23 protein-coding genes and 1 tRNA gene are annotated in these 20,137 nt (G+C 39.2%); 6 read left to right on the top strand and 18 right to left on the bottom strand.

What is annotated here, in order from left to right:
* Nucleotides 1-346: 346 nt before the first annotated feature.
* Together N0O92_RS00005 and N0O92_RS00010 are read right to left on the bottom strand one after the other, a co-directional pair.
* Nucleotides 347-419 (bottom strand) — tRNA-Ala (locus N0O92_RS00005).
* A 58-nt stretch (nucleotides 420-477) separates the two neighbouring features.
* Nucleotides 478-633 carry a hypothetical protein gene (locus N0O92_RS00010; protein WP_315612545.1) on the bottom strand — a complete coding sequence of 52 codons (156 nt, stop codon included), beginning with the start codon at nucleotides 631-633 and terminating at the stop codon, nucleotides 478-480.
* 113 nt (nucleotides 634-746) lie between these two features.
* Here N0O92_RS00010 and N0O92_RS00015 point away from each other — a divergent pair, with 113 nt between their 5' ends.
* Nucleotides 747-1,757, top strand: coding sequence for a potassium channel family protein (locus N0O92_RS00015; RefSeq protein ID WP_315612547.1), 1,011 nt, complete (start codon nucleotides 747-749; stop codon nucleotides 1,755-1,757).
* On the opposite strand, the gene N0O92_RS00020 is transcribed toward N0O92_RS00015, so the two are convergent.
* From N0O92_RS00020 to N0O92_RS00030, 3 genes are all read right to left on the bottom strand, one after another.
* Nucleotides 1,735-2,163, bottom strand: a complete 429-nt coding sequence (locus N0O92_RS00020; protein ID WP_315612548.1) for a YugN-like family protein — start codon at nucleotides 2,161-2,163, stop codon at nucleotides 1,735-1,737. The genes N0O92_RS00015 and N0O92_RS00020 overlap by 23 nt on opposite strands.
* Before the next feature lie 154 nt (nucleotides 2,164-2,317).
* Nucleotides 2,318-3,667, bottom strand: coding sequence for a glucose-6-phosphate isomerase (locus N0O92_RS00025; protein ID WP_315612550.1), 1,350 nt, complete (start codon nucleotides 3,665-3,667; stop codon nucleotides 2,318-2,320).
* Between the two features lie 154 nt (nucleotides 3,668-3,821).
* Entirely contained in the window at nucleotides 3,822-4,985 is a 1,164-nt protein-coding gene (locus N0O92_RS00030) for an iron-containing alcohol dehydrogenase (protein ID WP_315612551.1), read from the bottom strand.
* A gap of 193 nt (nucleotides 4,986-5,178) precedes the next feature.
* Here N0O92_RS00030 and N0O92_RS00035 point away from each other — a divergent pair, with 193 nt between their 5' ends.
* Nucleotides 5,179-5,406, top strand: a complete 228-nt coding sequence (locus N0O92_RS00035; protein WP_034626543.1) for a DUF378 domain-containing protein — start codon at nucleotides 5,179-5,181, stop codon at nucleotides 5,404-5,406.
* A gap of 632 nt (nucleotides 5,407-6,038) precedes the next feature.
* Here N0O92_RS00035 and yugI read toward each other — a convergent pair.
* From yugI to N0O92_RS00060, 5 genes are all read right to left on the bottom strand, one after another.
* Entirely contained in the window at nucleotides 6,039-6,464 is a 426-nt protein-coding gene (gene yugI / locus N0O92_RS00040; RefSeq protein ID WP_034626544.1) for a S1 domain-containing post-transcriptional regulator GSP13, read from the bottom strand.
* Between the two features lie 218 nt (nucleotides 6,465-6,682).
* Nucleotides 6,683-7,822, bottom strand: a complete 1,140-nt coding sequence (locus N0O92_RS00045) for a DEAD/DEAH box helicase (protein WP_315612558.1) — start codon at nucleotides 7,820-7,822, stop codon at nucleotides 6,683-6,685.
* Between the two features lie 20 nt (nucleotides 7,823-7,842).
* Entirely contained in the window at nucleotides 7,843-8,625 is a 783-nt protein-coding gene (thiM, locus tag N0O92_RS00050) for a hydroxyethylthiazole kinase (RefSeq protein WP_315612559.1), read from the bottom strand.
* Between the two features lie 383 nt (nucleotides 8,626-9,008).
* Entirely contained in the window at nucleotides 9,009-10,184 is a 1,176-nt protein-coding gene (locus N0O92_RS00055; RefSeq protein ID WP_315612560.1) for an aminotransferase, read from the bottom strand.
* Nucleotides 10,184-10,678 carry an Lrp/AsnC family transcriptional regulator gene (locus tag N0O92_RS00060; RefSeq protein WP_315612561.1) on the bottom strand — a complete coding sequence of 165 codons (495 nt, stop codon included), beginning with the start codon at nucleotides 10,676-10,678 and terminating at the stop codon, nucleotides 10,184-10,186. The genes N0O92_RS00055 and N0O92_RS00060 overlap by 1 nt, the downstream gene beginning before the upstream one ends.
* A 209-nt stretch (nucleotides 10,679-10,887) precedes the next feature.
* On the opposite strand from N0O92_RS00060, the gene N0O92_RS00065 reads away from it, so the two are divergent.
* Nucleotides 10,888-11,466 (top strand): cysteine hydrolase family protein, encoded by a 579-nt coding sequence (locus N0O92_RS00065; protein ID WP_315612562.1) that lies wholly within the window; start codon nucleotides 10,888-10,890, stop codon nucleotides 11,464-11,466.
* Here the strand turns inward: N0O92_RS00065 and N0O92_RS00070 are convergent.
* A complete protein-coding gene (locus N0O92_RS00070) occupies nucleotides 11,463-11,891 on the bottom strand; it encodes a hypothetical protein (protein ID WP_315612563.1) in 429 nt (142 codons plus the stop codon). The genes N0O92_RS00065 and N0O92_RS00070 overlap by 4 nt on opposite strands.
* A gap of 112 nt (nucleotides 11,892-12,003) precedes the next feature.
* On the opposite strand from N0O92_RS00070, the gene N0O92_RS00075 reads away from it, so the two are divergent.
* Both N0O92_RS00075 and N0O92_RS00080 read left to right on the top strand, forming a co-directional pair.
* Complete coding sequence (locus N0O92_RS00075) at nucleotides 12,004-12,837, top strand: YihY/virulence factor BrkB family protein (RefSeq protein WP_315612564.1); 834 nt, start codon at nucleotides 12,004-12,006, stop codon at nucleotides 12,835-12,837.
* A 123-nt stretch (nucleotides 12,838-12,960) separates the two neighbouring features.
* Entirely contained in the window at nucleotides 12,961-13,233 is a 273-nt protein-coding gene (locus N0O92_RS00080; protein WP_034626555.1) for an HU family DNA-binding protein, read from the top strand.
* A 75-nt stretch (nucleotides 13,234-13,308) separates the two neighbouring features.
* Here N0O92_RS00080 and N0O92_RS00085 read toward each other — a convergent pair whose 3' ends face one another.
* A complete protein-coding gene (locus N0O92_RS00085) occupies nucleotides 13,309-13,743 on the bottom strand; it encodes an RDD family protein (RefSeq protein ID WP_315612565.1) in 435 nt (144 codons plus the stop codon).
* A 158-nt stretch (nucleotides 13,744-13,901) separates the two neighbouring features.
* Here N0O92_RS00085 and N0O92_RS00090 point away from each other — a divergent pair, with 158 nt between their 5' ends.
* A complete protein-coding gene (locus N0O92_RS00090) occupies nucleotides 13,902-14,504 on the top strand; it encodes a biotin transporter BioY (protein WP_315612566.1) in 603 nt (200 codons plus the stop codon).
* A 57-nt stretch (nucleotides 14,505-14,561) separates the two neighbouring features.
* Here N0O92_RS00090 and N0O92_RS00095 read toward each other — a convergent pair whose 3' ends face one another.
* From N0O92_RS00095 to N0O92_RS00120, 6 genes are all read right to left on the bottom strand, one after another.
* Complete coding sequence (locus tag N0O92_RS00095; protein ID WP_315612567.1) at nucleotides 14,562-15,158, bottom strand: hypothetical protein; 597 nt, start codon at nucleotides 15,156-15,158, stop codon at nucleotides 14,562-14,564.
* A gap of 379 nt (nucleotides 15,159-15,537) precedes the next feature.
* Nucleotides 15,538-16,857, bottom strand: coding sequence for a Na+/H+ antiporter family protein (locus tag N0O92_RS00100; RefSeq protein WP_315612568.1), 1,320 nt, complete (start codon nucleotides 16,855-16,857; stop codon nucleotides 15,538-15,540).
* A 153-nt stretch (nucleotides 16,858-17,010) separates the two neighbouring features.
* Nucleotides 17,011-17,697 carry an ABC transporter ATP-binding protein gene (locus N0O92_RS00105; protein WP_315612569.1) on the bottom strand — a complete coding sequence of 229 codons (687 nt, stop codon included), beginning with the start codon at nucleotides 17,695-17,697 and terminating at the stop codon, nucleotides 17,011-17,013.
* Nucleotides 17,694-18,077, bottom strand: coding sequence for a GntR family transcriptional regulator (locus N0O92_RS00110; RefSeq protein WP_315612570.1), 384 nt, complete (start codon nucleotides 18,075-18,077; stop codon nucleotides 17,694-17,696). The genes N0O92_RS00105 and N0O92_RS00110 overlap by 4 nt, the downstream gene beginning before the upstream one ends.
* A gap of 3 nt (nucleotides 18,078-18,080) precedes the next feature.
* Complete coding sequence (locus N0O92_RS00115; protein WP_315612571.1) at nucleotides 18,081-18,878, bottom strand: hypothetical protein; 798 nt, start codon at nucleotides 18,876-18,878, stop codon at nucleotides 18,081-18,083.
* 166 nt (nucleotides 18,879-19,044) lie between these two features.
* Nucleotides 19,045-20,133, bottom strand: a complete 1,089-nt coding sequence (locus tag N0O92_RS00120) for a TRAP transporter substrate-binding protein (protein WP_315612572.1) — start codon at nucleotides 20,131-20,133, stop codon at nucleotides 19,045-19,047.
* Nucleotides 20,134-20,137: the final 4 nt, after the last annotated feature.

Here is a 20,137-nt window from a genome sequence, read left to right on the forward strand (position 1 = left end):
TTACAGTCTACATCCCGGCTATTTTTTCAAATAGAGGAACCTGAGTCCTCTTAGTGTTTTTTTCCTATCCTGCCTCGCCTCTGCGGACACAGAAGACCTTATTTACACAAATCGCAGACCTTTTTACTCTAGGCGGACTCAGTTGCTCCTATTCTCTCAAAACTTGGTGTAATCCTCTCTTTTTTGGCCCAATAGCGCACCCTCTGTCCTTTTACAGTCTACATCCCGGCTATTTTTTCAAATAGAGGAACCTGAGTCCACATGCACCTTACGCAATCCCGAAACTCTTCAACAAAAAAACAACCCATTTCTATTTAGCCAAACAGAAATGAGTTGCCTTATTCAATGGAGCATAACGGGATCGAACCGATGACCTCTTCGCTGCCAGCGAAGCGCTCTCCCAGCTGAGCTAATGCCCCCCTATTAAATACTTCTTCATTATAAAAGGTTCTCAGCATAAAAACAAGCTAAAATATATTAAAAAACCAAATCCAATAGCCACCAAAAAACCCCGGCTACTACAGCAATAACAAGTGAGCTTACAACACTTTCTAACGTTACTTTCTTGTGCTTCACTACATCAAAAATAAGCCAACCACAAAAGATTGAGAAGGCAAAAATAATCGTTGACATGCTTTTCTCTCCCAGAAATTAAAATATGTAACGTAATCATAGCAGACAAGCGATTGACCCGGCAAGCCATTGGCTATACTGTAACTAATTATTCAATAAGAGGAGCGTGCATCATGCAACAGTGGTTTTTTATTCGAACCCTTCTTGGTCATGTCCCACTTGTATTGAAACTTCTATTTGCTGTTGTTTTTTCTGGATTGATAGCAGGAGGAATTGTCCATTTGTTGGAACCAAATAAGTTTCCAACTTGGTTTGAGGGGATATGGTGGGCGTTGGTTACGGTATCTACGGTAGGTTATGGTGATTTTGTTCCGGAATCGACGATAACACGAGTCGTCGCGATTTTATTGATTTTTGCTGGGGTTGGTTTTATGACGCTTCTTGTTACGTCTTTTGCAGGGGCGGCTATTTCTATAAACCAGTCTACAAAAGAAGGAACAATCTCTTTTATAGGTGAGAATCATATTATTATCATTGGTTGGAATGAGCGTTCCAAACAATCGATCGAAAATATTCAACGAAGACAGCCACAGATCAGAATTGTCCTAATTGATGAATCGTTGCCAGAGCTACCAAAAACACTGAAACACATTCATTTTGTCAAAGGAAACAGCAGTGAAGATGCTGTTTTGAAGCAAGCGAATATTGCTCTCGCTCGATCTGTTTTGATTACAGCCAAGCATCAAGGAAGTGAATTTACAGCTGATGCCAGATCCATTTTAACCATTCTTGCTGTTAAAGGACTGAATCCAGATATTTATACTACGGTTGAGGTACTTACAAAGGAACAATTAGAAAATGCCAAACGAGCAGGCGCTGACCAATGTGTGGAATCCACTACTTTAACGGGGGCAGTATTAACCTCTACCCTTCTTCATCAGCAAACGAGTTCGATTGTACAAAGGTTACTAGAATATAGCGAAAAGGGGTTAATAGGTGTCCATCCCATTGATGAGGAGCTAGTTGGAAAGTCATTTCTAGAAACGTATACTACATCTTATCAAAATGGAAAACACCTCATCGGTTTAGTAAGAAGCGGGGAAATGGTACTTCACCCGCCTTCAACATTACTTTTTCAACCGAGCGATGAACTGATTATGATCACATTCCCTGAAGCAACGTAAGTTCTAATTCTTCAATTAAACTGTTTGCTGTAGGGATATATTTTTGGTCGACGTTTGAGTCTTTATCGACCGGCTCTTGGAATTGGTTAATAGCACTGTTATACGCCATTCGAAATAGACCATTAAATACATCCGGGTTATCATCTAGTCCGTCTTGATATTTATGATTTAGTAAAAAAGGTGTTCCTAATTGCACGGTTACGCCTCGTTGTTCCAAATCACCATCTAGCGCTCGGAAAGGAAGACGCAAAAATGTGTACCCTTCCTCATCGTCAATTTTATAGTCAAAATACCCGTGGTCATATTCCCAACCACCACCAACATCATATCCTAGAGGCTTTAACTTATTTTCTAGTTCCTTAAGCTTCATTTGTTTTCCTTCAACGGTTGATTGAAGAGCTATCAAGATACTCACCCTTTCAAAACGTTCTTATTCTACCGTTAGTTTGACCAGAGAGATCTGTTTTAAACAAATGTTTGTTTTAAATAAATGTTTGATTAAATTAAACGTTTGTTTATAAAAAAAACTGCTGAAGATTGAACTTCAGCAGTTTCTTTCCTTATTTTAAACGAGCTTCAAGCTCTGCTTTTTCTTTTTCAAATCCTGGCTTACCTAAAAGAGCGAACATGTTCTTCTTGTATGCTTCTACTCCTTCTTGGTCGAATGGATTTACTCCTAATAAGTAACCACTAATTCCAACTGCTTTTTCAAAGAAGTATACAAGGTAACCGAAATAATATTCGTTTAATTCTGGAACGTTCACAATTAAGTTTGGTACGCCTCCATCCGTATGTGCAAGCATTGTACCTTGGAATGCTTTTTTGTTTACAAAGTCCATCGTTTGGCCTGCAAGATAGTTAAGACCATCTAAATCACTAGTAGCTTCTTCAATGGTTACATGCTCGCGAACTTTCTCAACGTTAATGATCGTCTCAAATAGATCACGACGGCCATCTTGGACATATTGTCCCATTGAATGAAGATCAGTCGAGAAGTCAACAGATGCAGGATAGATTCCTTTGCCATCTTTTCCTTCACTTTCGCCAAATAGTTGCTTCCACCATTCTGATACGAAATGAAGTGATGGCTCGTAATTTACCATAAGTTCAATTGTCTTCCCTTTATTATAAAGAGCATTACGAACAACTGCATATTGGTACGACTCATTCTCAGCTAGATTTGGGTTAGAGAAGTCTTCACTTGCAGCTTCTGCCCCTTTCATCATTGCGTCAATGTCCAGTCCACTTACCGCAATTGGAAGCAAACCAACAGCCGTTAACACCGAGAAGCGTCCTCCTACATCATCTGGAACAACAAATGTTTCATATCCTTCTTCCGTAGCAAGCGTTTTTAACGCACCTTTCGCACGGTCAGTTGTCGCATAAATACGTTTACGAGCTTCTTCCACTCCATATTTCTTCTCTAAGTAGTCACGGAAAATACGGAACGCAATTGCTGGTTCTGTTGTTGTTCCTGACTTTGAAATAACATTAACAGAAACATCTTTTCCTTCAATTAGAGCTAATAAGTCTTTAACGTACGTCGAGCTTATGTTTTGTCCAACAAAGAAAACTTGTGGCGTTTTGCGCTCTTCTTTTGATAAGTTATTGTAGAAAGAGTGGTTTAACGCTTCGATTGCTGCACGAGCACCTAAGTACGAACCACCAATTCCAATTACTAATAAAACATCTGAATCATTTTGAATTTTTTCTGCAGCTGCTTGAATACGTGAAAACTCTTCACGGTCATAATTTTTAGGAAGATCAATCCATCCTAAATAATCGCTTCCAGCACCTGTTTTATTATGTAGGGCGTTGTGAGCTGCTGTTACAGCATCTTGCATGTAATCCACTTCATGTTGATTAAAAAACGTTAATGCTTTTGTATAGTCGAAACGAACTTTTTCCATTTAGTCAGCCTCCATCTCATATATCAATACTCTTTCACTTTATCTAAAGCTTGGCTAAGAATCAAGCATCTAACGTAAGAAAACTTAGCTTGTTCATAATTGAACAATAAACATAGTTAGCTCTCGCTCATATTACGAGCGAAAGCAAACTTTTTTATAGAGCAGCGGTCAAAATTTTTGTAACATCTTCTTTTTCAAGTGGTTTGAAGTTTCCAAATGCCCCACGATTTGAAGCAAGGGACGCCATTTTATCGATTTGAGACTCATCAATTTTGTAATCGGCTAATCGATTAGGTGCACCTAGTGATGTCCAGAAAGCAGAAAGTTTTTCTATTCCTTCAAGAGCAATGTCCTCATCTGTTTTTCCAGTCGGCTCTACTCCAAGTACACGAGTAGCCAGCTGGACATGGCGACTGATTTTTTCGTCTAACGTATAACGTAACCAATGTGGGAACAAAATAGCTAGACCCCCAGCGTGCGGAATATCATAAACAGCTGATACAGCATGCTCCATATTATGAGTAGCCCAATCTCCTCGTAGCCCCATTTGCGTAATGCCATTTAAAGCCATGGTTCCGCAATAAAGAATGGTTTCACGATGTTCTTCATTTGTCAGGTCTTCAAGTAATTTTGGAGCTGTTTCCATTACAGTTAACAAAATTGACTCCATAATCTTATCTTGAAGAATGGTATTTTCCGCTTTATGAAAATACGCTTCAATAACATGACTCATCATATCGACGATGCCATAGACGGTTTGATCTTCCGGAACTGAGATGGTATTTTTCGGGTCTAGTATAGAAAATTTAGGGAAAGAGAACGGACTACCCCATCCTAATTTTTCATTTGTTTCCCAATTAGTAATAACAGATCCTGCATTCATTTCAGAACCAGTTGCAGCTAGTGTTAATATCGTTCCAAGTGGCAAAGCATCTGTCGGTTGAGCTTTTTTCTTAATAATATCCCAAATATCTGCCTCAGATTTCGCTCCTACTACAATCGCTTTTGAGGCATCTATAACGCTACCACCACCGACAGCTAACACTAAGTCTATATCGTTTGAGCGACAAAGTTCAATTCCTTTTCTTACGGTTGTTAGCCTTGGATTCGGTTCCACACCGGCTAATTCGGTAATTTTTATGTCAGCTTCTTTCAATTGAGTTATAACATAATCATACAAACCATTTTGTTTGATACTTCCGCCACCGTAAACAAGAAGAACATGGTTGCCGAAATTTTTGACCTCATTCACTAATGATTCATTTTGGCCTTTACCAAAAATTAATTTTGTTGGGTTATGAAAAACAAATGGATCCATTATATCTCCTCCTTTAATTTCTTCTTTCATTATTACCAAGTCAGGTGAAATTGTAAACGATTGGCACTTGATGTTTTGCATAAAATACGTGTTTTTACCTCACTATATATGATGAGACACAACACATGGCGTTGTGTAAGACAATTTCATTTAGAAATTGTGACATCGATAACCATTACTGGAGGTGAATAATGTGAGCGGTATTCAACGTACAGCATTAGTATTAGCGATTATTGGTGCGATTAACTGGGGACTAATCGGGTTCTTCCGTTTCGACCTTGTAGCAGCCATTTTCGGTGGTCAGGCAGCAGCTTTCTCACGTGTTATCTATGCCCTAGTTGGTTTAGCAGGTCTATATTGTATTTCCATTCTATTTAAACCAGATGAGGAACTAGAACGTGTTCCAGAAACACAACGTTAATAGATAAGGGTCTGACTTTATTCAAAGTCAGACCCTTTTCAGTGAAAGTAAAAAAGGTACGCTTTTTCCCTTTTTTACTTTCACTGAAGCCCTGTGCGGAGCCGCCGTAATTTCTTTAGCCTTTTAAGCGCCCTTCTTAAAAGGCGTACGGCGTGCGGAGCCAGGGCCAAACTCTTTGACTTTCCGCTTTCTAAGAGAAAGGTACGCTTTTTCCCTTTTTTACTTTCACTGAAGCCCTGTGCGGAGCCGCCGTTATCTCTTTAGCCTTTTAAGCGCCCTTCTTAAAAGGCGTACGGCGTGCGGAGCCAGGGCCAAACTTTTTGACTTAGCTCTTTCTAAGAGAAAGGTGCGCTTTCCTTTTTACTTTCACTGAAGCCCTGTGCGGAGCCGCCGTTATCTCTTTAGCCTTTTAAGTGCCCTTCTTAAAAGGCGTACGGCGTGCGGAGCCAGGGCCAAACTTTTTGACTTAGCTCTTTCTAAGAGAAAGGTGCGCTTTCCCTTTTTTACTTTCACTGAAGCCCTGTGCGGAGCCGCCGTTTGAGATTTTTTTTTTGTTGCGGTGCATCAAAGCCTCTTTAATTTCCCCCCCAAAAAAAAGCACCCGAAACAATCGGATGCCTTTTCTCACTATATTATTTCTTCGCGCGCTTGTTTAAATCTGCTTGGATCTCGTTAGATTGCTTTAACCATTCTTTAAGCTTATCTTCTAACGTGTTGAAACCTTGTTGTTGCTGTTGTTTTTGTACTTGTGGCTTACGAGCACCACCCGCATTTCCTTGTGGACGTGGCTTAGCCGGACGAGCTGGACGCTCAGGAGCTTCTTGTGTAGCACGGATAGAAAGTGAGATTTTTCCAGACCCCTCTTCTACATTCATGATTTTCACTTTCACTTCGTCTCCAACTTTAAGAACATCATTAATATCCTTAACGAAACCGTGCGCTACTTCTGAAATATGAACAAGTCCTTGCTTTTTTTCATCAAGAGCTACGAAAGCACCAAATGGTTTGATACCTGTAACTTTTCCTTCAACAATATTGCCTACTTCATAATTTGACATATACATACATCTCCTAGATAATTTTTAACCTTTTAATTTTAACACAACTAGAGCGTGAAAGCAAAAATGGTTTCTTACCTTTCACAATAACACTGTCATTCCCTTAAAACCACTATTTGAAACATGGAAAAGAGAAAAGTTTATTCCATATCTGAATTCAGCAACATCCGCATAAAAAAGTGCGCTAGGAATCTCACCCAAGCGCACTGAACTGAACCCTATTTTGTTTGTAATGCGCCCCTTGCTAAGAAGCGTTCCTCTAACTGAATTTTTAAGTCACGTTTGTACTTTTCTAATTTGTACTCATTTGGTCGATCAATGAGTGTAATGACCGTTCCATTCTTGCCCATTCTTCCTGTACGTCCTGCTCGGTGCAGGTAGCTATCAGGGCTAGCCGGTGGGTCTATTTGAATAATATGCGTAACATCATTAACGTCTAATCCTCGTGCTGCAATGTCGGTTGCTACTAAGATATGGGTATCTCCCTTTCGGAAAGACTGGAGAGCATGTTCTCGTTCTTGTTTCCCTTGATCAGAAGATAACGCTAATGCCTTAATGCCTTTGTAGGAAAACTTTTCTGCCGTTTCTGCAACCTTATCTAATTGGTTAACAAACACTATTCCTTTTTCAATGTTTTCAGCATGAATTAATTTTCTAGCCGTATCAATTTTGTCTCTTGTATCGACTCGAAGGTAAAGATGTTCTACATTTTCAGTATGCAACAATCCACCTTCAGCTTCTAATTGCACAACAAACGGCGCTGCGTCCGCTACTTGTTCCGAAAAGTCTTTTGGAATCGTTGCAGAAACGAATAAAAATTGTGTCTCTCTGCCCGCACGTTTGGCAATTTGCATTGTTGCTTCCCACGATGGTCGCTCAGCCATCATACGATCCGCTTCATCGACGGCAACAATTTTTACTTCATGAAGTTTTAATTTCTTCATTTCAATGAGTTCTAACAGTCTTCCTGGCGTACCAATTGCGAGTTGAGGCTTTTGTTTCTTAAGTTTTTCAACTTGACGTTTAATATTGGCGCCCCCAATAAAGGAACCTATCTCAATCGATTCTTCTTCCGTTAAACTCTTTGCTACTTCATGAACTTGCATAGCAAGCTCCTGTGTTGGCGCTAGAACTACAACTTGAAGTCCCTTCTTTTCTTTCTCCACCTTTGCCAATGCCGGTAGTAAAAATGCCAATGTCTTTCCCGTTCCTGTTTGCGACCTGGCAATTAAGCTTTGGCCTTCAAGAGCTTCTGGAATCATTTTAGCTTGAATATCAGTCGGTTCGGTTACACCTTGTTTTTCCAAAGCACTGACCAAAAAGTTTGGTAATTTATTAAATGAAAATGTCTCGCTCATATATGTCCCTCTTTCTATTATTAAAACGTTTCTGTTCGCTGCAATGCTTTTATTTCCTGATCTTCTAGGAGATGAAGTTTATTTACAAATACTTGCTGATATGATCCAATTCCAAGCTCGCTCGTTTCTTCATAGGCTTGTTCTCCTGCAATGCCATAATACGTTAGTGCACCGGTAATCGCCTCGATCAAATCGTCACCATTGATCGCCACAAAGGAGGCAATCACTCCACCTAAAAGACACCCTGTTCCTACCACTTTCGTCATCCATGGATGGCCATTATGAATGATTCGACCATGGGTCCCGTCCGTTACCACATCGACTTCACCTGTTACGACACATACGCACTTAAATTGTGTGGCTGCTTGCATGGCTAACTGAACTTTATCGCCTTCCATATTCCCATCTACACCTTTGACTTCGGCTTTCACTCCAACAAGAGAAGCAATTTCTCCAGCGTTCCCTCTCAACACCGTAATATTTACTTCACGTAAGATTCTCATACTACTTTCAGTCCGAAAGGCTGTTGCTCCCGCTCCAACAGGGTCTAGTATAACAGGTACTCCAGCTCGGTTGGCGGCTTGTCCTGCTACAATCATTTGATCCACTTGATCTTGAGAAAGCGTCCCTATATTTAGTAATAACGCTCCCGCTATGCTGGCCAAATCGGCTACTTCTTCTTTCGCATACGCCATGACAGGCGAAGCTCCAAGTGCCAACAAACCATTTGCGGTAAAATTCGTTACGACTACATTGGTCATACAATGAACAAGCGGGTTCTCTTTTCGAATACGTTCTAACATGAATTAGCGCACCTCTTTTTAAATTTAAGATCTTGAGAAAATCTTACCTTTTTTCCCTAGTAAAAACAAACGTAACATTTTTTTATGAAATATGAATATATTTCATATCCCTGTCCATAATGGTTATTACAATCGTATTCCCCCTACGAATTAAGGCAAGAGCTTAGCTCTTGTCTATTTTTTTGTAGAGCACAGTAAAAGGGGATGCTTCGAAATGACGGGGTTATTTAAGGAATAAATTTCTCTAAGAATTAACAAACGCATTGGTTTTAACCAATGCGTTTTGAAAATATGAAGGACCGTTCACTCACGATTCTGCTCTGCTTTGTCCTTCATTAGCTCTATGAAGGACCGTTCACTCACCATTTAGCTCTATAGGTGGGTTATAACACTCTGCTTAATAATCTCTGAATCCTCTCAACTGACTGTTCTAAATTATCCATTGAAGTCGCGTAAGAACAGCGAATATGACCTTCTCCCCCCTTACCAAACACATGGCCAGGTACAACTGCGACTCTTTCTTCTAATAAAAGCTTTTCAGCAAATTCCTCAGAGGAGAGACCTGTTTTTTCGATTGAAGGGAACGCGTAAAAAGCTCCACCAGGTATATGACAGTCCAACCCTATTTCCTTAAAAGATTTTACAACATAATTACGACGTTGTTTATAAGATTGCTTCATTCTTTCGATGTCATCCATTCCACTCTGTAATGCTTCTAACGCTCCGTACTGTGCCATCGTTGGCGCACACATTAAACTGTATTGATGAAGTTTTAGCATGGCTGCAAGCAAATCTGGAGGAGCCAATACGAAGCCTAGTCTCCACCCGGTCATAGCAAAAGATTTGGAGAAACCTGAAATTAGAATCGTCCGGTCTTTCATATTAGGCAACGAGGCAAAACTTACATGCTGTTCGTCGTAACTTAGTTCTGCATAGATTTCATCTGAGAACACGAGAAGGTCATGCCGTTCTGCCAGTTGAGCAATTTCTATCATCTCTTCTCGGTTCATCGTTGCCCCTGTAGGGTTATTCGGAAAGCATAACATGAGAGCCTTCGTCCGATCGGTTATAGCCGCTTCTATTTGCTGTGCTGAAACTTTAAAATTATCTTGATTATTAGTCCCAACTGAAACAGGGACCCCGCCCGCCATTTGTACAAGCGGAACATAGGAAACAAAGCTTGGTTCAACTATAATTACTTCGTCGCCTTCATCAAGAATCGCGCGCATACCAATGTCAATGGCTTCACTTGCTCCAACCGTTACAAGTACTTCCTGTTCGGGATCATATTGAACAGAAAATCGCTTGCTCATATAAGCTGAAATTTCTCTTCTCAACTCGATAATTCCCGCATTTGCCGAATAAGCCGTAAATCCTCGCTCAAGGGATGAGATACTTGCTTCACGGACGTTCCATGGTGTAATAAAGTCAGGTTCACCTACACCTAATGAGATAATATTGTCCATTTTTGATGCCAAATCAAAGAACCGCCTAATTCCTGACGGTTTTATCGTTTGAACACGATGAGAAAGTCGTGAATTTGTTTTAATATTAGACATTACGGCGTCACCACAATTCGATGGTCTTCTTCGCCTTGATCAAAGACAACCCCATCATGTTTGTATTTTTTTAGCTGAAAATGAGTTGTTGTTGAAATGACAGTATCAATCGTTGAAAGTTTTTCAGAAACAAAACGCGCAATTTGAGACATGGAGTTCCCTTCAATCACAACAGACAAGTCATATGCACCAGACATTAAGTACAATGCTTTCACTTCGGGAAAACGATAAATACGCTCAGCTACTTCATCGAACCCCACTCCACGCTGCGGTGTTACTTTGACATCAATGACAGCTGTCACGCCTTCTTGTGTTTCTACTTTGCTCCAATCAATAACTGCTGAGTAACTCAAAATAACTTTTTCATCTTCTAATTTCTTTAATATATTTTTTACTTCTTCTTCTGTTAAATCAACCATTTTAGCCAGTGTTTGAATCGTTACACGGCCGTCTCCTTCAATGATTTGTAAAACTTCCAAAGCTTTTTCGTTCATCTCTAATTCCTCCTGCATGTATAAGCGTATGTTATCTAATCTTTTGGTTTATCATAACATACCGAGCTACTGTAACGAATCACCTTTTTTTCTTATTATTCAAACTTTTTGTTGCGCGTTGTACGTTCTCTCCCTATCGATTGGTTCTTTTCTATTTTTCGCAGAGGAACAATCGTTTATTACCTTTTAGTAGGAGGAGTTTAGATTATATGACCTCATCTGAACCACGTTATGCATTACTCATTATAGATATGATTAATGATCTAGAATTCAATAGCGGCTACAAGTTACTACCTCATGCCTTGGAATCCGCGAAAAAAATCGCTGAATTAAAGCATGTCCTAAAAAATCAAGGCGTGCCCATCATTTATGTAAATGATAATTATGGAAAGTGGCAATCTGATTTCAGACACCTTGTCTCTCATTGCCTCGAAGAAAATGTAAGAGGCAAACCCATTGCTGAAATCATGAAACCAGACACAGAAGATTATTTTGTTTTAAAACCTAAATACTCTGGTTTTTTTGCCACTCCTTTGGATTTGTTGCTCAATCATTTAAATATTAATACACTAATCCTTACGGGTGTGGCTGGGAATATGTGTGTACAATTTACGGCAAACGATGCTTATATGCGTGACTATCAGCTTTACATCCCGTCAGATTGTGTCGCGTCCAATAGCAAACTAACAAATGAACATGCTCTATCCTTTATGGAAGAAGTGCTAAAAGCCGATATTTCTCCTTCTTCCAAGCTTGTTGAAAAAATGATAAAACGTAATCTTGATTAATTAGAGCGTTTGTTTTCTTTCAGTGGATCTCTATTAATGACTTCAATATTATTTGAATTAGCAAATTCGATTAATGTAGATTCCAATCCTTCTGGCGTGAACCGCTGTAGCTTCATTCTCATTTTTCTTTTGAACGTAAGAAGGATAATCGCTCTTTCTCTTAAATAAATAACAGTAACCTTATCAATTGTACTAGCAGGGATCGTCCGCTTTAAAAGTGAAAACCCAAATACTTGTACAACATGAATCAATTTCTCTTCTAGCACTTCAACTTGATAACTCATCGTCATCGCTGCAAAGAAGATAAAGGAAATTCCGTAAGCTACGTACGTTAACGTAGTTGATTCAAGCGCGTACGCATAGGTAATTGTTAATACAAATAAAAGGATCCATAAAAACTTCGGCTCTTTGGCCCGGTAAATCATGTGAATCACAGCCTTTCTTTCATTTATGCCTCACTTATTATACACGAGTTTCACGAAGCGGAAAGCGGGGGATACACATAGTATAAAAACTGTAACAAAAAAGGAGGACGCAATGCAGAGTCAATCGTTTTATCGTATTTTTTGGCATAAATTAAAAACCGATCCGATACCTGATTGGGCAGCAACATTGGCGTATTATTTTATGCTTTCTATTTTTCCATTGCTTATTTTTTTACTAGCTCTAATCCCTTATTTCCAATTTGATCTTGATACAATTTATTCATTTATTAATGATTATGTACCAGAGGATCTCGCCGACCTACTCTCTACCACGATATTAGAAGTCATCAGCGAACCACAAGGAGGACTTCTTTCCTTCGGGGTATTAGCCACAATTTGGTCTGCCTCTAACGGGGTGAATGCATTAGTCCGTGCCGTGAATCGCTCCTACAACATAGAAGAAACAAGAAATTTTGTAAAGCTTCGCCTGCTATCTATTTTGCTTACATTTGGGATGATTGCTGTCATTATTGTCACCCTTCTCTTGCCTGTGTTCGGGAATGTGATTATACAGGCACTAGAAAATTATTTCTTTCTCCCACACGAAACTGCTCAAATTCTGAACTCATTACGCTGGATTATCGGAATTGGGCTTATGACCATTGTGTTGATGCTTTTGTACTCGCTAGCCCCAAACGTCAAACTAACAGCAAAGCAAGTGATTATTGGAGCCGTTACAGCCACAGTGGGATGGCAAGTCATTTCAGCATTATTTTCAACCTATGTTAGCAACTTCGGCAATTTCACTGCCACATATGGTAGTCTCGGAGGGGTCATTATTCTGATGCTCTGGTTTTTCTTAACGGGTGTCATTCTTGTCATCGGAGGAGAAATAAACGCAAGTCTTTATTTACAAAAGCAAAATCATGCTGACGAAATAGAATAAACCTTGTCGTATCATGACTTTCACGTATTTTATTTCAAAAAAAATGTATATTATTTTCATTAGTGGAGATGATGGTATCAGAATGCATGGTGAATTTAAAATGAATGAGGAGATGACAGGAAAATGAATAAAACAGAACTTGTTCAAGCCGTTGCTGAACGTACGCAACTTTCGAAAAAAGATGCTGGTAGTGCCGTCAACGCTGTATTTGAATTAATTGAGGAATCTTTGTCAAAAGGGGAAACAGTCCAACTCATTGGTTTTGGTAACTTTGAGGTCCGTGAACGAGCGGCTAGAAAAGGACGCAACCCACAAACAGGTGAAGAGATTGATATTGCCGCAACAAAAACACCTGCATTCAAAGCAGGTAAGCAATTAAAAGAATCTGTGAAATAAACATGGTTGTTGAGGTTGACTCAAAAGCCAAAAGGTCTGATCCATTACGTTTATAATGGAATCAGACCTTTTTTATTATGATTCCTGATAAGGGTTGACTTCATCAGGCTTGTTATACGTAACATACGTTTTGGCAATCATGTCGTGAATACTTCTTTTGTCTTTTCTGAAAGCAACCATAAATACACTTACAATATAGGCAATCATTAATGTGATGGCATAAACAAATCCAGCCACAACAACACGAAGCAACATGGTACCAAAACCAACATCACTTCCATCCATTTTAACGATACGAATTCCAAGTAGACGCTTTCCAACTGTATACCCAAACCATAAAACAGGAAGAAGCAGCGTATACACTAAGTTCCCTACTGCATCTAAAATCTCTCTTGTATCTCCGCCTATCCCAAACAAAGCTGCCAGAATAAAAATTGTACCTGAAACAACAATTACGTCAAGAATACTCGCCCCAACACGAACCCAAAAACCTGCAGGACGTTCTACCATAAAAAAACCTCCTTCTACTCCATACCTTTATATATTATAGACTTTTTCTACTAGGAATGCACACCTCCATCCATTGTTAACTCAATTATTAAAATTGTTGACAATAGAGTTTTTCCTTATTATGCTATTGTTAACTACTTTACAAAAGAGGTGAACAAATGTCTGTCCAAAAGCGTACGTTTCGTACTATTGATCTTGTTCTTGTGGCAATGTTTGCATCATTAATGGCCATTGGAGCCAACTTAACATCGTTCTTAGTCATTGGTTCTGTACCGATAACAATGCAAACGTTATTTGCTATTTTAGCTGGTGCCCTTCTCGGAAGTCGAATGGGATCATTAGCAATGACAGTTTATTTACTAGTTGGTCTGGTTGGCTTTCCTGTGTTCGCACAATTTTCTGGAGGCTTACGAACATTTGTTAGTCCAACGTTTGGCTTTTTACTTTCCTTTATTATCGTGGCATTTGTAACGGGTCTTATTATTGAAAAAAGCAGAAATAAAACGATTTCTACATTCATGGTAGCTTGTTTTGTTGGCCTTATTATTAACTATGTTGTCGGGACTCATTATATGTATTTTGCTTTTCAGTTTTTAGCTGGCTTAGAAGCCGTAAGTTATCAAGTTGTATGGGCGTGGATGGCTGCACCAGCAGTAAAAGATATTATATTGACCATATTTGCTGCATTATTATCTTCACGCATTTATCATACAGTGAGCAAACGCCGTGGACACCCATCTTCTCCAAATCGAGTTGCATAAGTAAATAAACACAAAAACACTAGAGATGATTGTCTCTAGTGTTTTTGTATTGTAAACCTATGATGTTACATCAACACGTTTAATTCGATACTGATCTTTTTCCTTTACGAACGAAATGTCTAATGTTAGGTAATCAACAGAGGGATAACCTAACTCTCCAAATTGGCTCTGTCCATACATACTGTCTTCTGAATAAAATTGAACTGGTACTCGTTCTGCTTCCATTCTAATCTTCCCGTCTGATTCATATATATGGAGATCGTCCCCCATCATCATACGCAGGCCTGGATTAAACACCGTTTTTTTAGTGATCTCATAATAAGAGAACCCTTCATGATCGTTCCCCTTTAAATAAGATTGAAACTCTTCTTGATAGACGAAACGCTCATTTTCTTGAACATAAAGATCATTCAACAATTGATCCATTCCCTCTTCCGTCATATATTGACCTAATAGGGAACGAATCTCATCTTTCGAATGATATTTTTCGTTATAATACACATTCTCGTCATAAGTATGATAAGCAAAAAGTTCTTGAACATTCGCTAGGAATTCATTGTATATAGACAAAACTTCTTCTTCTTGTACCGTTTCATTGTGGCACCCCGTCACAAAAAAACAAATCAAAATGATCGCAATTGACTTCTTCTTCACTTTTTTCCCCGCCTTTTTTTCTCTACTAATTAGACGAGTTAACTAGGTGAAAAGTTTCATTTTTTTCTAATAAAATGAAATTTTTGTTTTATTATGATTTGTTTGATCTGGCTTTCTTTTTTATGAAATACTAAAACCTTATTTCTTGAGAAAATAGTTGTTTATTAATAGAAAAAGAAGCTACTAAATTAGTAGCTTCGAGTAAAAGAAAAAGGGAAAACCGCCCTTTTTCCTTATTTGTGCGGACATGGTGTGCGTTGGCTCCGCTCGTCGTGCGCCCTAAGGAGAAGATCACTCCTTAGGGCTTAAAACATTTACGACGGCTTCGCTCAACGCTTCGAGTAAAAGAAAAAGGGAAAACCGCCCTTTTTCTTTTACTCTATAAAACCATTGCTGCAATCCAGCCGAAGATAAAGAGCGGGATGTTGAAGTGTAGGAATGTTGGTACGCATGTGTCCCAGATGTGGTTGTGTTGGCCGTCAGCGTTTAGTCCGGCTGTTGGGCCAAGTGTACTGTCTGAGGCAGGTGCTCCGGCGTCCCCTAGTGCTCCGGCTGTTCCGATTAAGGCGATAATCGCCAGTGGTGAAAATCCTGCGGCCATGCCTAGTGGAACAAACAAAGTTGCAATAATCGGAATCGTTGCAAATGAAGATCCAATTCCCATTGTAATAAACAAGCCGATCACTAGCATGAGAAGGGCCGCTGCTGCTTGACTTTCTCCTACAATATTAGCTGTTTGGGTAACAAGTAAATCCACGTGACCTGTTTCTCGAATAACTGCAGCAAATCCTGAAGCTGCAAGCATGACAAACGAGATAAAGGCCATCATCTTCATTCCTTCAGTCACAACTCCGTCTGCTTCTTTCCATTTAAGTGAACCACTAGCAAGAAGAACAATCAATCCAGCTAGTGCAGCTAAAATCATGGATTCAGATGTTTGCTGAACAATCAATGTTGCCACAATCGCAATGATTGCTGCTATGACAGACCACTGTGTGTATACTTGCTCATTAGTAGGTGCTCCTACAATATTACGATCTTCATAGTGCCTACTTTTTCGATACGTGATGAACAATGCAATCAGCAGACCAACAACAAGACCTAAAGTTGGCAATGCCATCGCTGTAGGGATGTCAGAAAGGGCTATCGTTAAACCATTTTCCTCCATGTTTCCCGCAATAATATTATGAAACATTAAACCAAATCCGTATGGCAAGAAAATATATGGTGCTGTTAAACCAAACGTTAATATCGTTGCAATTGCACGACGGTCAACTCCAAGCTCGTTTAATATTTTTAAGATTGGCGGAATTAAAATAGGAATAAACGCAATGTGAATCGGAACTACATTTTGAGAAAAACAAGAAACAATGATAAGTAAAAAGAAAATAAGTGCTTTAGAAAGAGCTTTTCTTCTTGAATCTCCCTTCCTACCCACTAAAGAAATAACTCCTTTTACCATCACATCAGGTAAACCTGTTCGTGCGATGGCAACTGCGAATGCTCCAAGTAGGGCATAGCTAAGAGCGACGGTTGCACTGCCACCTAATCCACCAGTGAAAACGTCTATTGTTTGTTCAAACCCTAAACCTGCTAGTAAGCCTCCTGTAATGGCTCCGATTGCCAGTGCAATAACTACATGGACGCGTACTAAACTAAGAATTAACATAACAAGAACTGCTATTAAAACTGCATTCATCTCTCTCAAATCCTTTACTGTATTAAATCACTAATATATTAAAGCACTCAACTAACCTATCATTATCTTACTATATTGTCAATAGGATTTCGTCTACAAGATTATGAGTCACAAATGAAGACCAACAAAAAAAGAACTCACTACCTCGTGAGCTCACCCTGAAACCTTTGTCATCCATTCAACAATCCCCATATTCTCCTCGAGTCTAAGTTGTTCTACATTCTTATGTCCAAGAATGTTTCCTCCTTGTATTAATACAACTTCATCAAGAATTGCCTCTAATTCTTTTATCTCATGTGTCGTAATAAGGACAACTTGGTGTTCTAAGTCAATGAAGGAAATGAGACCTTTTACGATGGATTCACGCACCATTGGATCAAGACCTGAAAGAGGTTCATCCATCAAAATAACCGGTACATTCCTTGATAGGGTTAAAACCATTTTTAGCCGTCCACGATTTCCTTTTGATAGATGCTTCAGTTTAGCTGATCGATCTAGATTCATAAACGCTCGAATTTCCTCGGCTTTTTCATGGTTAAAATCAGCAAACTGTGACGCATAAAAATCAATCGTCTGACCAACATTGTAAAAACGATAATACTCGTCAAGTTCTGAAAGATACGAAACTTGGTTAGCAAGCCTGCTCACTTGTACCCCATTAATCGTGATCGTACCCTTTGTTGGTTTTGTTAAACCCGCAATTAATTTTAATGTTGTCGATTTCCCGCTTCCATTTTCACCTACTAAACCAATTATTTTCCCTTTTGTAAGTTCAATGTCAACATTTTTTAACGCTGCTTTATTCATAAACTTCTTAGTGACTTGTTCAAGTTGAATCATTCCTTTCCTACCTCCCCACTGTTATTCAAGTAAGCTTGTAATCCCGTTTCTATCTCCGCATCGGCGTATCCCAATTCATGCATACTTCTCACAAACTCTGAAATCTCCTCCTCTTTTAGCTTCTCTCTCATCAATAGTAGGCTTTCTTCATTTTCCGTAACAAACGTTCCTTGCCCCCGCTTTGTCTCCACGATTCTCATCCCTTCTAACTCTCGGTAGGTTCGTTGTACCGTATTCGGATTCACACTTGCTTGCATCCCCATCTCACGAACAGAAGGAAGTTTATCACCTGGTTTTAATTCTCCGCGTAAGATTTGTTTTTTTATGCGATCAGCTAATTGACTATATATAGGCTGTGATGATTGGAACATGTCTGTCATACATTACACCTCTACTTTTCGATCTAACATCCAGCAAGCAGTCACAAATAAGGCAATGACGATCATAGCCTCAAATACATAAAAGCCAAAATAAAGGCTAAGATTTCCTACTTGAGTCGTTACTTCCGTCCCTGCTTCTAGACTCGTTTCAAAGTTAATGCTTTCTGTAATGCCTGTTAGGTGAATTTCCCCCCAGGTTGTTACCCATTCATACACAGCTGTATTTTTAAATGCACTTAAGGCACTAGACCCTATTACAAATATCGCTAGTGTAGCTAGTAGACTTAAAAAAGAACCTAAGTACCTGTTAAACAATAAATAAACCATCCAATAAAAAATCGTAAAGCCTGCAAAACTTATTGCAGCTAGTAGCAGATGCGTTCCACCAAATATCCCTAAATTTGTTACGTTAACCATTTGCAACTGTTCGGATATGTGTTCAGCTTGATAAAGAGAAATCCAGAGCACTGTCCCTGTAATTAATAACGTCACCAATAACGAGATGATTCCTGCGGCTACCTTCGCTAAAAGAAGACCGTAAGCCGGCATGGTACTGTGAAGCCAGAGATGCATCTTTCTTTTTTCAGCATGTAAACTATGCAATAGATAATAGACTAAGTAAAAAACTTGAAAACCAGTAGCAAATAAAGCGACACCAAACACGACTTCCCAAGCAAACCCATGACGTGATCCGAAGTATGCTGCTACACCTGTTAGCAATAAAAACGTCAGAACAGGAACAAGAAAAGCAGACATCCCTAGTCTTAATTCTTTTTTCAATAAATGAACCCATGCATTCATGGTAATTCCTCCTTTTTCCAATGTATTAGTGTATTAATTACATAGTACACCTATACACTCATACAGTCAATGATTATTTTCCAACCTTTTACAATCTGTACTTTAACCCATTTCACCATTACAAAAAGACTGTTGAGATCTCTCTCAACAGCCTTCGTTTTACATGTTATTGATGTGCCGCAATTTCTTCTTCAAGCAATTCCAACATCGCACGACCTTCGTCACCAACTACTTCATCACGGAAGAAGTCACGAACTGGCAATGCTAGCTCACGGAACTCTTCACGCTCCGCTTCAGTTAATTCAATTACTTCTGTAGGATTATCTGTGTTTTCAATAATGGAGTCAAGAAGCGCTTCGTTCATTTCAGCTTGCATCTCAAATACTCTTGGTTGCATCTCTTCTACTGTTTCATCAACTAGTGCACGAATATCCTCTGGTAAACCATTATAGAAGTCAGGATTTACTGTTGTCATCGCTACATAGTTATTGTGGTTTGAAATGGTCATATAATCTTGAACTTCGTGGAATGATGCATCTTCGATAAAGAAGATTGGATTTTCTTGTCCATCAACTACACCACGATCAAGTGATGTATACAACTCAGACCAACTTAATGGAGAAGGATCTGCCCCATATGCACGATACGATTCCATAATTAAAGGAGATTCTTGAGTACGCATTTTGAATCCTTCAAAATCTGCAGGTGTACGCAATTCGTTGCTTCCAGTCCACTGCATCGCACCTTCTGTGAAAAATGCTAATGGCTTAATGTTATGTGCTTCGTACATTCCAGCTAACTGTGTATTTAAAGCTTCACTTGTGTTTAGAATTTCTTGAGTTACTTCTTGATCATCAGGGAAAAGGAATTGAAGAGCAAATACTTGACCTTCAGCAACCATTCCACCTGTAAAGCCTGGAGATACGATTGCAAATTCTACAATCCCAGCTTGTAACTGCTCAACTTGATCGACTTCACTTCCAAGTTGACCAAACTCAAATACGTCAATATTGATTTGACCATCTGATTTTTCATGAATTAACTCAGCAAATTCTGCTGCATATTCGTACTGAACTTGACCTTGTACTTCTTCTGTTACGAATTGCCAGTTATACGTTTCTCCTGTTTCCACATCAGAACCATCATCTGTTCCGCCTTCATCTGTTCCTGCCTCTTCACTTCCACAAGCAGCGAGTGCTAACGTCAACGCTCCTGCTACTGCAAATGACTTCCAACCTCTTTTTTTAAAAAACATCAAA

It is taken from the genome of Alkalihalobacillus sp. MEB130 (assembly GCF_032335535.1).
Lineage (GTDB): Bacteria > Bacillota > Bacilli > Bacillales > Bacillaceae_D > Halalkalibacter.